Source organism: Vibrio sp. Y51_MX_L26 (assembly GCF_024181935.1).
Classification (GTDB): domain Bacteria; phylum Pseudomonadota; class Gammaproteobacteria; order Enterobacterales; family Vibrionaceae; genus Vibrio; species Vibrio diabolicus.
The window spans coordinates 1058810-1070638 of the sequence record NZ_JAMZAS010000001.1 but is presented as its reverse complement, the minus strand read 5'-3'; the positions used below and the strand labels follow the sequence as shown (position 1 = coordinate 1070638).

11 protein-coding genes are annotated in these 11829 nt (G+C 44.2%); 7 read left to right on the top strand and 4 right to left on the bottom strand.

All coding sequences use genetic code 11. From position 1 onward, the window contains the following. Positions 1 to 25: 25 nt before the first annotated feature. The 4 genes from NL645_RS04585 to NL645_RS04570 are packed head-to-tail and all read left to right on the top strand — an operon-like array spanning position 26 to position 3391. Positions 26 to 1297 (top strand): zinc-binding dehydrogenase, encoded by a 1272-nt coding sequence (locus NL645_RS04585; RefSeq protein ID WP_253651290.1) that lies wholly within the window; start codon positions 26 to 28, stop codon positions 1295 to 1297. A 59-nt stretch (positions 1298 to 1356) separates the two neighbouring features. Further along, positions 1357 to 1875: an MltR family transcriptional regulator gene (locus tag NL645_RS04580; RefSeq protein WP_031780192.1), complete on the top strand. Its 519-nt coding sequence runs from the start codon at positions 1357 to 1359 to the stop codon at positions 1873 to 1875. Positions 1876 to 1884: 9 nt separating this feature from the next. After that, entirely contained in the window at positions 1885 to 2619 is a 735-nt protein-coding gene (locus NL645_RS04575) for a nucleoside/nucleotide kinase family protein (RefSeq protein ID WP_253651289.1), read from the top strand. Positions 2620 to 2644: 25 nt separating this feature from the next. Then, positions 2645 to 3391 carry a phosphatase gene (locus NL645_RS04570; RefSeq protein WP_253651288.1) on the top strand — a complete coding sequence of 249 codons (747 nt, stop codon included), beginning with the start codon at positions 2645 to 2647 and terminating at the stop codon, positions 3389 to 3391. Positions 3392 to 3606: 215 nt separating this feature from the next. Here the strand turns inward: NL645_RS04570 and NL645_RS04565 are convergent, their stop codons facing one another. Beyond that, positions 3607 to 3942 (bottom strand): helix-turn-helix domain-containing protein, encoded by a 336-nt coding sequence (locus NL645_RS04565; RefSeq protein ID WP_005391220.1) that lies wholly within the window; start codon positions 3940 to 3942, stop codon positions 3607 to 3609. A 141-nt stretch (positions 3943 to 4083) separates the two neighbouring features. Between NL645_RS04565 and NL645_RS04560 the strand changes: the two genes are divergently transcribed. From NL645_RS04560 to NL645_RS04550, 3 genes are all read left to right on the top strand, one after another. Continuing rightward, positions 4084 to 4395: a hypothetical protein gene (locus NL645_RS04560; protein WP_006742087.1), complete on the top strand. Its 312-nt coding sequence runs from the start codon at positions 4084 to 4086 to the stop codon at positions 4393 to 4395. Positions 4396 to 5091: 696 nt separating this feature from the next. Continuing rightward, positions 5092 to 6249 carry an amino acid permease gene (locus tag NL645_RS04555; RefSeq protein WP_170902664.1) on the top strand — a complete coding sequence of 386 codons (1158 nt, stop codon included), beginning with the start codon at positions 5092 to 5094 and terminating at the stop codon, positions 6247 to 6249. Positions 6250 to 6484: 235 nt separating this feature from the next. After that, positions 6485 to 6832 carry a hypothetical protein gene (locus NL645_RS04550; RefSeq protein WP_253651287.1) on the top strand — a complete coding sequence of 116 codons (348 nt, stop codon included), beginning with the start codon at positions 6485 to 6487 and terminating at the stop codon, positions 6830 to 6832. A gap of 153 nt (positions 6833 to 6985) precedes the next feature. On the opposite strand, the gene NL645_RS04545 is transcribed toward NL645_RS04550, so the two are convergent. The 3 genes from NL645_RS04545 to NL645_RS04535 all read right to left on the bottom strand — a co-directional run bounded on the left by NL645_RS04545 (position 6986) and on the right by NL645_RS04535 (position 11785). Then, on the bottom strand, positions 6986 to 8857 hold the full coding sequence (locus NL645_RS04545; RefSeq protein WP_046873719.1) for a methyl-accepting chemotaxis protein: 1872 nt from the start codon (positions 8855 to 8857) through the stop codon (positions 6986 to 6988). 436 nt (positions 8858 to 9293) lie between these two features. Then, a complete protein-coding gene (locus NL645_RS04540) occupies positions 9294 to 10658 on the bottom strand; it encodes a YjiH family protein (RefSeq protein ID WP_031780191.1) in 1365 nt (454 codons plus the stop codon). A gap of 455 nt (positions 10659 to 11113) precedes the next feature. After that, positions 11114 to 11785, bottom strand: coding sequence for a YoaK family protein (locus NL645_RS04535; RefSeq protein WP_005391213.1), 672 nt, complete (start codon positions 11783 to 11785; stop codon positions 11114 to 11116). Between the last annotated feature and the right edge of the window lie 44 nt (positions 11786 to 11829).

Below are 11829 nucleotides of genomic sequence, written 5' to 3'. Positions count from 1 at the left end.
TATCGCCCCATTTAGGAGATAAATCATGGTACAAACAACGGCAGCGGTTATCTGTGGTGAGAAAAACGTTCAACTAAGAACTTTTGATTTGCCAAGCATTTCAGCCGATGAACTTCTGGTTAAAAACATTTCAAACAGCATTTGTCTATCCACTTACAAAGCAGCATTGTTAGGTAGCAAACACAAACGCGTTCCTGAAAACATTGACGAAGTGCCAGTGATGACAGGTCATGAATACGCAGGTGTGATTGTTGAAGTCGGTGAGAATCTAAAAGACCGATTCAAAGCTGGCGATTACTTTGTTCTGCAACCTGCCATGGGCTTGCCAACAGGCTACTCGGCGGGCTACAGCTATGAGACATTTGGCGGCAACGCGACGTATTCCATTATTCCTAAAATCGCTATCGACCTAGGCTGCGTGCTGCCTTACCACGGCGATTACTTTGCTGATGCGTCGCTGGCTGAGCCAATGTCTTGCATTATCGGTGCGTACCATGCGAGCTACCACACCACGCAATACGTGTACGAGCACGATATGGGCATCAAAGAGGGCGGAGCATTAGCGCTACTTGCGTGTGCTGGCCCAATGGGCATTGGTGCGATTGACTATGCGATCAACGGCCCTGTAAAGCCAAAACTGATCGTGGTGACGGACATCGACGCCGCGCGTTTAGACCGAGCTGAAAGCCTCATTCCCGTTGCAAAAGCCAAAGAGCAGGGCGTAGAACTGCACTACGTGAACACGGCTCAAATCGACGACCCGGTCACGTATCTCAAAGCACTCAACGGTGGCAATGGTTATGACGATGTAATGGTCTACGCGGCGCTTGCTCAAGTGCTTGAGCAAGCGGATGAGCTACTTGGCAATGATGGTTGCTTGAATTTCTTTGCTGGCCCAACGGATAAGAACTTCAAAGTGCCGTTTAACTTTTACAACGTGCATTACGAATCAACCCATATTGTAGGGACGTCCGGTGGTTCAAAGGGTGACATGGTGGAATCTATAGAGCTTTCCTCACAAGGTAAGATCAATCCATCGTTCATGATCACGCATGTTGGTGGCTTACAAGCTGCACCCCATACGATTTTGAATCAGTTGGATATTCCGGGCGGTAAGAAGTTGATTTACCCGCATATTGACCTGCCATTGACCGCGATTGATGATTTCTTATCGTTGGTAGACCAAGACCCGTTCTTCGCCGAATTAGACGCAATTTTGAACGCTAATAACTATGTGTGGAACGCACATGCAGAAAAAGCGTTACTTGAGTTTTATGACGTAAGCTTAACGGTTTAGTTGCAACGAATTTGTGTGGTAGCCTTTGCGCTGCCACACAATGGAGAGGTCATAATACGTTGTCACGTGAAGATGAATTACTGGAGAAACTGGACGAGTGCGAAAATGCCACTGCGTTTCTTCAGGTTTCTAACAAAATAATTAACCTCAAGTTAAAAGCACTGCTTCCGAAAGTGTTCGTTCAAGACGACCTTGTGAAGGAGTATGCTGTGGATCCTTTATTGAAAGAAGATGGTCCGTTAGCAACAACCGATGTGGTATCGAAGCTGATGTTTGCGATGGGCAAAATCTCTTTGGAAACTTACGCCGATATCGGGTTGTACGATCAGGTGTTGGAGTATGTGGTTAGCCAACCGGAGAAAGTCGAATTCGCGGATGACGTGATTTATGACTTCATCAAAAACCAAGCGGTACTCTCTTCTCAGCAAGACAGCTTTTATCTTGAGTCGATCAATCAGCTTAAGTTCTCTTCGTTTGAGTCCTTTTCGCAAATGAGATACGAATCTCTCATCAAAACAGTGTTGAAGCTGTCGTGTGAAATGTTGATAGAAAGAATCGAAGGGGAGATCAATCAATAAGGGTTCACCATGAAAGTGAATTTAAACGTCAGTGGTTTTGAAACCGAAGCTACCTTTCCTGATGCCGACGTAAAGCGAATCCATCAACCTCTTATCGAAAAATTTACCCGTCTTTATCATGAGAAGCAGGAACGCATTGTGGTGTTCTTGTGTGCCCCTCCGGGCAGCGGTAAGTCAACCCTTGCTGCGTTCTGGGAATATCTCTCTGAACATGATGAAAGCCAAGAGCCTTTACAAGTGCTGCCGTTTGATGGTTTCCACTATCCAAATGAGATCCTCGACAACAATACGATTGAACGAGATGGCGAGCTCGTGCCTCTGCGCAGTATTAAGGGGTCCTATCAAACATTTAATCTGACGGAGCTTATCGACAAGCTCAAACAGCTCAAAATGAAAGATACAAAATGGCCATACTACGACCGCAATTTGCATGATCCAGTCGACGACGCCATTTTGGTAAATCGGAATGTGGTTGTCGTTGAGGGGAATTGGTTACTGCTTAATGAACCGGTGTGGAATGAACTGCATTGTTTGGCCGATTTTACCGTCTTTGTAGATACACAGCCTGAGTTTCTACAAGAGCGTTTAGTCAATCGTAAGATTCGTGGTGGTACAGAGCCAGAAGCTGCATTGGAGTTTTATTTGAACTCAGATGCCGTAAATGTAGATAAGGTTTTAAATCACTCAATTCCAGCGGATCTCACGCTGTTTCTCAATCAAAACGGTTCGTTCGAAATTCGATAATTCGTCCACAATTTAGGAGGTCACCATGGATATCGTCGTTGATAGCCACACCCATACTATTGCCAGTGGACATGCCTACAGCACCATTTTAGAGAACGCATTGGCAGCCAAGAATAAGGGGCTAAAACTTCTTTGTACCACCGATCATGCTCCCGAAATGCCAGGAGCCCCTCACTACTGGCATTTCAATAATCAAAGAATTTTGCCCCGCTTTTTACACGATGTAGGTATTCTCCGTGGTGTCGAAGCCAACACGCTGAATGTGAAAGGGGAGATAGACTTACCATCGTCTTCTGACCAACATCTTGACTGGGTGATTGCGAGTTTCCATGAACCCGTATTCAAGCCCGCAACCGAAGCTGAGCATACTGCCGCTCTGATAAATGCGATTAAAAGCGGCAGGGTGGATGTTCTCGGTCACTTAGGCAACCCAAATTACCCATTCGATATGGAACAGGTGCTGCGCTGCACGAAAGAGAACAATGTTGCGGTTGAAGTTAACAATACATCTTTGACAGGCAAAAGCCGTAAGGGCAGTGATTCCCGTTGTGATCGCATTGTCGAGCTGGGCAAAGAGATTGGCGTTTACTTCAGTACCGGATCTGATGCGCACTTCTGTGAAGAGATCTCTAAGTTAGATTTGGCGATTGCTTTGCTGGAAAAACACGGTGTGGAAGAAGAGAAGATACTCACTACGTCGACGAGCCGATTCTTGAACTTCTTATTGCTGAGAGGTAAGGCGAGGATTTCAGAGTTTAAGGATTTTTACTAAGTAAAATCCCAAACACATTAAACGAAGTATTTTCTTATACAGCCCTAAAACCCGCTAAGCTGCGGGTTTTATTCGTTTTGGGGAGGCGTAGAACACACAACGCGACTGTCATATAAAGCGTGAAAAGAAGAATCAATGAAAAAGGGAACGAAGGCCATAATTCGAGAATATTATAGGCCGAGCGGGAATTTTATTGCTCTTAATCAGTCATAAGGTTATGAGCCGCTTTTTGTGTTCCGCTGTTCAATAACGAGCGATAACAGGCGAACAAGTAGGGACTGAGCCTCAGGAGAAAGCAAGCGTGCAACGGCCATTAGATCATCCGCTGTTACATGTTGAACGTCTCTTATATCCAATGCGATGTCGAGATCGGTCAAATGCAGAGAGCGCAGTATGGAGCGATATTGGGAAAGTTTCAGGTCGGATTCTCCACGCTCTATCCGTTGATACGTTTTCACGCTCATCCCTGCGATGTTTGCCATTTGTTCACGGGAGAGGCCACTCGCTTTTCTTCTCGCAATCAGTGCTTCAATAATAGGGTCGACCTGCATGTGCTCTCCTGAAAGGACAGTTTTGACCTAAATAAAGCAAGAAGTGGACCAGTTTAACCATCTCATATTTACCTGTTTTGCAATCAGTATAAGAATAGCCATCTAATAAAAATGTACATATTTTAGTCAGTTATAAACTCAATGGAAAAGTATCAATCATACAAATCAATAGAGACAAAATCCTCAATTCGCAAAATGCAACGCATTTTAGATCAATTATTTAGCGAGCTTAATGAGCAGCATCGTGTCACTAAAGAAAATGTTGTCGCTCTGACTCGACAGTCTCAACAGAGGTTGATGAACTACAAAGAGCTTTATCTTCATAAAGAATCGATAGGTGAGGTAGAGTTGCAGATTGCGTATGAAAATATGAGTGTGACTGAGAAGCAGGTCGCGGATATGGGCGTTTCAGCATTAACTTATATCATCGGAGCGTTAGATAAAGCGTATTAATAGAATGGGCAAGCTAGCTTAGATTTAGACAGTTTGGATAACACCAAAAAGAAAGGATGCAAATGCTGGGGAACCACACCCAGCATTCGGACACTCATTTACCTATAGTTTCGAACCGTAAATCAGTGTTTAGAGGTATGTGAACCGAACAGTGTCGGTACGCAGCGAATAATAGCGATATTGTCCGATCTAGGCTACGCCCCTGGAATCTAACACCTTTACTTGAACTGTAAATTAATTTGTACACCCATCCAAAGTTGAGCGGTTGAGCACGTTTTTACTCTCATTAGGCGATAAAAGACTGATTAGTGATGAAAATAACAACACATCTTAGGTGAATGAGGAGAGTTGTTAAAATATATCGCTATAAGATTGACCTTTTGCTTTTCAATCGTCCTGCTTATGCCTTACAATCTTTTCGAACCAAATCCATTCATAACGAATGGCGTTGATGAATTAAGATGAACAATTTTGCTTCGAACCCAAAGTTGTGCGCATTTCATCAACGATGACATCGCCCAAAACGACTCTCAAGTGTTCATGTGCAATTGAATTAACCACCTTTTGCTGCATGTTTTCTTAGCCATATAGGGTTCTTGTAACCAAATTTTGGCTGAGTAGAGCGTTTTGTTGGGTGTGCTTTGGATGTAGCACAACTGGCGAGAAATAAACGGATTGAATTTAGAGGTATTAACCGTGAACCTAAAACTTGTCGGCAGCTCCCTGATCGTTGCAGGTACTGCTCTTGGCGCTGGTATGCTTGCTATACCAATGGTGCTTGCTCAATTTGGCCTCCTCTGGGGCACTCTTCTTATGTTATTCATCTGGGCTGGGACGACTTACGCTGCGCTGCTCCTTCTTGAGGCTAGTTGCAAAGTAGGCGGCGGCGCGAGCATGAATGCAATTGCTCGCGAAACGCTAGGTAAAGGTGGCCAGTTGGTAACCAACAGCTTGCTTTACGCCCTGTTAGTTTGTCTATTGATGGCTTATATCATTGGTGCGGGTGATCTCGTACAAAAAGTAACAGCCTCAATTGGGCTGCCAACATCTACGATCGCAAGCCAAGTCGGTTTTACTCTTTTAGTCGGTATCATTGTTTCGGCAGGTACAGGGGTTGTAGATAAGCTTAATCGCGGTTTGTTCCTAGGCATGATCGTGGCGCTGATTCTGACACTTTTTGCGCTTGCACCAAGCGTCTCGTTTGAGGGACTTGATGAAGTCGTGAGTGACGATAAGATGGCGCTAATTAAGACAAGCTCGGTGCTTTTCACCAGTTTCGGTTTTATGGTCGTGATCCCATCGCTTGTAACTTACAACAAAGAAGCGAGCAAAACTCAACTGCGTAATATGATTATCGTGGGTTCAACTATTCCGCTTGTTTGTTACTTATTATGGTTATTAGCAGTTGTCGGTAACCTACCACCTCATGAGCTTGTTCAATACTCCAACGTAACGGAGTTGATCTCGGTATTAGGTCAGCAATACGAGGGTTTGGAGTTTATCCTATCCATGTTCACTGGGTTAGCACTGTTAACATCGTTCTTAGGTGTGGCAATGGCGCTATACGATCAAAATGCAGACCTACTGAAAGCAAGCAAGCCGGTGATTTTTGTTACCACGTTTGTGCTACCACTACTAGGTGCTGTATTTGCGCCAGAACACTTCTTGGCTATTCTTAGCTACGCGGGGATTATTCTTGTGTTTCTCGCGGTCTTTGTCCCATTATCAATGACAATGAAAGTGCGTCGAGTGCCAGTAGAAGATGACAGTATTTATGAAGCTGGTGGCGGCGTAATGGGAATGAGCATGATCTTCCTATTCGGCTGTTTCTTGCTGTTTGCCCAAGCAGTATAAAATCACGCTAGCTTATTTAAAAACTGAGCCGCCCGTTGTATAACGGGCGGCTTTTTTGTGCTTATAACCCAAACAAAGAGGACTTAAAAAGTTATCAATATCAGTGATGCTTAACCTTTCTCTAATAATCACGATAAGCTTTGACCTTGTAGTAAAACTCCTTGGCGAAAGGCTGACATGTGCAGTGATTCACCTACCTATTATGTTGCTATTGATATTAATAAGAGGCTCTGTTGTGTCAAAGCAATTATCTTTTGCCATGGTTGGCGTTATATTGTCTTTAGGTGTGTTTAGTACAGAAGTGATGGCTGACCCGGAACATAGGCATGGTCATCGATATGATCACCATCATGAGCATCACCATCATCATAAACGCAAGCACAAGCATAAACATAAGCATAAGTATAAACATCGTGACGTTATTTATGTGGAGTCTCGACGACCAAGACGCAGTTACTACTACCACGACCGAATTCCTCGTAATAGTACCTACATAAAGATTGGAGATTTCACCTATTTAAAAGTGGATGATCGTTATTATCGTCGCTCCAATGACCGCTATATCCATGTTGAATTCAACTAGAGTGGGAAAGGCAGCATAGCAAGCGTGATAACAGTTTTGAGCCGAGTGGCAACAACACTAAAAACTAGGCGTTCTAAGTCTAGATACCATTGCGATAGAGGTCTAAAAACAAAAACAGCGAGCATTGGCTCGCTGTTTTTGTTTAGGTGAAGACTAGACTGTAAATCGGTTTAATATTTGATCTTGTTTATGTACATCTTCTTGCTGTGCCTGCATAGCATCGTTAGTTCGATTTGCAGATTCGGCGACTTGAGTCGATAGGTCTTTAATATTCACCGTATTGTTGTTGATCTCTTCCGCAACTAAGCTTTGTTCTTCCGCCGCTGAGGCGATTTGTAAGTTCATATCAGAAATACGCTGAATCGCATCACGAATACGTTGTAGCGCGTTGTTTGCCAAGTCTGCTTTTTCTACGGCTTCTACAGCGCTACCCTTGCTTTGATGCATAGCATTTGCCACAGATGATGCGCCAGATTGCAGCTGCTCAATCATAGTACGAATTTCTGTTGTTGATTCTTGAGTTCGTTGCGCCAGTGTACGAACTTCATCAGCAACGACGGCGAAGCCTCGGCCAGATTCTCCCGCACGTGCAGCCTCGATTGCGGCATTCAACGCGAGTAAGTTCGTTTGGTCCGCAATATCGTTGATGACTTTTAGAATCGTTTCGATGTTGGCGGTTGCAGATTCAAGCACTTGCACTTCTTCGACAGCAAGGTCAATGCTATCGGAAAGCATGTTGATCGTTTGTGTTGATTCACCGACCACAGAAGAGCCCTCAACTGTTGCTTGATCAGCTTCTTTGGCTGCACTCGCTGCGCCTTGCGCATTATTGGCAACTTCAGTCGCGGTAACAGACATCTCGTGCATCGCGGTGGCTAATTGTTCTAGCTCTTGTAGCTGAGTTTGAATAGCACCTGCCGAATCTTTTGCACCCTCAGCGGTGATTTGAGTGCCATTCAAAATTTGATCAGAAATACTCTTCGACTCAATAATTTGCTGTTGCAAGTTTTCCATGAACGTATTGAAGTTTGTAGCAAGCTCTGAGAATTCTTGGTCAGTATCAGTTTCAAGGCGCTGTGTAAGATCGCCTTTCCCTGACGCAACATCTTTAATCGCGTTGTTTAAAGTGTCCAGCGGACGCATGAGCGTGCGAATGAGTAGAGTCAGTGCAATAACAGAAGCAATCACGGCAATGATTGAATAAATAATAGCGCTGTTGCGAAGCTCTCCTACGGCAGAGTAGGCGATAGCTTCATCAATAACTGAACCCACGTACCAGTTCTCGCCAGGGATGTGAGTCAAGTTAATCATATAACGATCGCCATCGATCTCAATGTGTTGCGTTGATTGTGTAAGATCAACCTGTGGCAGGTAGCTACCAACTTTTTCACCGTTGTACTTACTTTGAGGGTGGGCAATGGTTGTCCCATCAGCGGTGACCAAAAATAAGTAACCAGCGTCAAACAGATTAACTTGGTTGACGAGGTCAGAAAGGGTAGTTAGTTCGAGGTCATAAAACATACCAGCTAAGAACTGGCCGTTTTCTTTTACAGGTGTACCAACAGAGATGATAACGTTTTTTGAAGACGCATCGACGTATGGGTCTGTTACGACCAAATCGCCTTTGTTTTTAGCTGCGATGAACCAAGGACGTTGACGCGGATCGTAGTCTGGTCCTGCTTCCCAGCCGTCGTCATTTTCAATCACGAAGCCATTGCTTTCATAACCAAAGCCAATCGCAAGAAAGCTGGCTTTTGGTGTTGGTCGCTCAAGAATGTTCTGAACGTAGTTGTGTGAACTTGGATTAAGTTCGATAACTTCAGTAATAGAACGAGCGAGATCCTTTTTAGCATTCATTTCTGATTGCACGGTATTGCCAACACTGGTCAATATCTCGTTCACACTCGAGTCAATGTGCTCCTGCGTTTGGGAGCGGATCGTCATAACTTGTTGCGTCGACAGTAGTGACACGGTAATTAGCAGCAAAAATGACGAGGCTGTGACAACCTTATGTCTAAATTTCATGAGCTTTCCTCTGATTCTCCCGGTTGGCTTCACTATGCTTTCACCTCTTTTTAAACGGGCGAATTCGGCATCAAGAGAAACCTATTGTGTTTGGTTATCTTTTTTATCGACATCTTTGTCAAAAACATGAGTCTATTTTAACCAAATTTAAACAAAACGGTAAGTTACGACAAAAACCGTGAGTTTGATCAGATTTGTGCGCTCTGTTAATGAAAACGTCATAATGAAAAGAATTGCGTAAAGCATAGTGATTCAGGTTGGCGTTATTGGTGAGATGAGAGCGACTTAACTGTCGTAAAAGGGGGCGTGATTGGAGCTGTTCGTTGTAAGTTATGAGCGTTTGCTAATTAAGTGATCTGAATAGAGCTGTAGATAGAGTTTTAGACATAAAAAAGGCCCCGACAATGCGGAGCCTTTGTTGATTGATGCTTTGATTTTAGAAAATCAGATGAGCAACACCAGCAATCACAGGTAATGTGATTAGCGTACGCAGAATGAAAATAACGAACAGTTCTACAATGTTTACTGGAATTTTGCTGCCTAGTAGTAGGGCGCCAACTTCTGACATGTAGATAAGCTGAGTTACTGACATTGCTGCAATAACAAAACGTGTCATTTCATTATCAATTGATGCCGCTAAAATTGCTGGAATAAACATATCCGCAAAGCCAACAACAATAGTCTGTGATGCGGCGACAGCTTCTGGAATTTGCAGTAGCTCTAGGTATGGAATGAATGGCTGACCTAGAATTTCAAATACAGGAGTGTACTCTGCAATCACTAATGCCACGGTACCTAGACCCATAACCACAGGCAGTACACCAAACACCATGTCGATTGCGTTATGTACGCCTTCTTTAAATACAGACTGAACAGATGTTACCTGACCCGCGCGCTTAAGTGCTAGATCCATACCCCATGAGAATGTGGTGTGGCCTTCTGGTACGGCGTCAGCATCTTTATCTGGGTTGCTGCCATCAATGTAGCGATCTTTCTTCAGGCTTAGCGGCGGTAAGCGAGGAATGATAACCGCAGCGACAATACCTGCTAAACAGATTGCGCCGTAGAAAGGTAGGAACAGATGCTCTAACTGTACCTGAGCGATAACCACTAAGCTAAACGTGATCGATACTGCTGAGAACGTTGTCCCGACAACAGCGGCTTCACGCTGAGTATAGAATTTATTTTCGTACTGTTTGCTGGTTAGCAAGATACCAACACTGCCGTCGCCTAACCAAGACGCCATACAGTCAATTGCACTACGGCCAGGCAGGTTGAATACCGGGCGCATGATTTTACTCAGTAATGCGCCAAACAGCTCAAGAAGACCAAAGTTCAGAAGAAGCGGAAGGAGTAGGCCCGCAAAAATGAACACCGCAAACAAAGTTGGTAGAAGACCGGTAAGAACAAGGCCTCCTGTATTTTCTTCCCAAATCGCTTTTGGACCCACTTGGAAGAATGTCATTAATACGGCTGCACCACCGATTAAGCGAACAATAAGCCAAAGTGGCGATGGATTGAAAAGACCGTTTAAAAATCCATTACGTAAAATCGCTGCAGGCTTGAAAATTTTGCAAAGAACAGAAGCGACTGCCATGAAAGCGATGATACTGGTGACGATAGCGATCAAGGTATCGCCTAATACTGCCGGGATGACTTTTGCCATAACCGCAACAGGGATAGTTAGGCCGCCATCGTATGAGATCGGAGCCATAAAGAGTAGAAGACCGATAAGGGAAGGGATGAAAAACATCCAAAAGTTGCCCTTAGGTGCTTCAGTAGCATTAGTGGTATTATGCATAGTTGTCTCGTGTTACTACTAGTCAATACTTGCCATTTCCATGACATAAATATTCACTAAACATCCGTATTTAATCACAGTTTTGCGGAGGGTACCCGCAAACTGCATCCATTGCAATACTATTCATTAAATACATCTAGTTATTCAGCCGATTTGTCGGGTAATTGGTCAAATAACGTATAAGTGTATACGAATATGTTGCTTGTGTTAGAAAATTGTAGCACGGAGCGCGGGCAGCGCAGAGAATTATGGGGCGCATTGTGACTGGAATAATAAAACGGTAAACAAATGTGACTTTGATCTAACTAACTTTTTGCCGGGAGCCCTGTTAGCCCTAGCTGTTATAAGGTTTTTTAGCTGCGTTACAACACGATAAAACGTTTATTATGAAGTGCAGCGGTGAGAGAGTTGAGCTACAACCGATTGAAGCATTCGGCCTCAATCGGTTCGAAATTTTATGCTTTTTGTTGGCGACTAAGCACGTAAAGGTAACTCCAGTAGATCAGAGCCGTAGCGAAAGCCAATATTGCAGGGAAAACGAGCGTATATAATCCATACACCACGAATAGTGCGGCTCCTGCGACACCGCCCAGCAAGAATCCGAAGAAAATGAATAGGAATAGCTTTGCTTTACGTCGATCAAATTGACGACCTCTTAAGCTTTCTCCAATCATAATCCCCAGATCGGTGATGATCCCAGTCATATGTGTGGTTCTGACTACTGCGCCGCTGAATGTAGTGATCATTGCGTTTTGTAATCCACATGCTGCTGACGCTAGATATTGGCCGTACAAATCCCCTTGCACCAAAAAGCCCAAACTGAGTAGGAGCAAGCTCCCTTCTATGCACAGTGCAACACCATATCTTCGCCCTAGTTTTAACGCACTGCTCTCAATAAAAAAGCCGCTAAAGGCAGCACCGATCAAAAAGCTAAATACGATGAAGAGCAGGTGAATGGAGCTATCCACACCTGTTAACAAGCTGTTCCCTAGCTGAGTTACGGTTCCCGAAAGATGTGTTATCGCTTGATGTTGAAAGCCGAGAAGACCAACGGCATTGACGCAGCCCGCGAGAAGGGCAAGTAGAAACGCGCCATATTCCACCCAACGAGGAAGTCTGGAAATCACAATAAAACCCCACCAAATGTTAGGAGCCGATTATAACGCTCACA

Excerpts from the sequence above, each read along its gene's own strand:
- NL645_RS04575 (WP_253651289.1), top strand. The coding sequence starts at position 1,885 with ATGAAAGTGAATTTAAACGTCAGTGGTTTTGAAACCGAAGCTACCTTT.
- NL645_RS04540 (WP_031780191.1), bottom strand. The coding sequence starts at position 10,658 with ATGCATAATACCACTAATGCTACTGAAGCACCTAAGGGCAACTTTTGG.
- NL645_RS04565 (WP_005391220.1), bottom strand. The coding sequence starts at position 3,942 with ATGCAGGTCGACCCTATTATTGAAGCACTGATTGCGAGAAGAAAAGCG.
- NL645_RS04560 (WP_006742087.1), top strand. The coding sequence starts at position 4,084 with ATGGAAAAGTATCAATCATACAAATCAATAGAGACAAAATCCTCAATT.
- NL645_RS04545 (WP_046873719.1), bottom strand. The coding sequence starts at position 8,857 with ATGAAATTTAGACATAAGGTTGTCACAGCCTCGTCATTTTTGCTGCTA.
- NL645_RS04570 (WP_253651288.1), top strand. The coding sequence starts at position 2,645 with ATGGATATCGTCGTTGATAGCCACACCCATACTATTGCCAGTGGACAT.
- NL645_RS04585 (WP_253651290.1), top strand. The coding sequence starts at position 26 with ATGGTACAAACAACGGCAGCGGTTATCTGTGGTGAGAAAAACGTTCAA.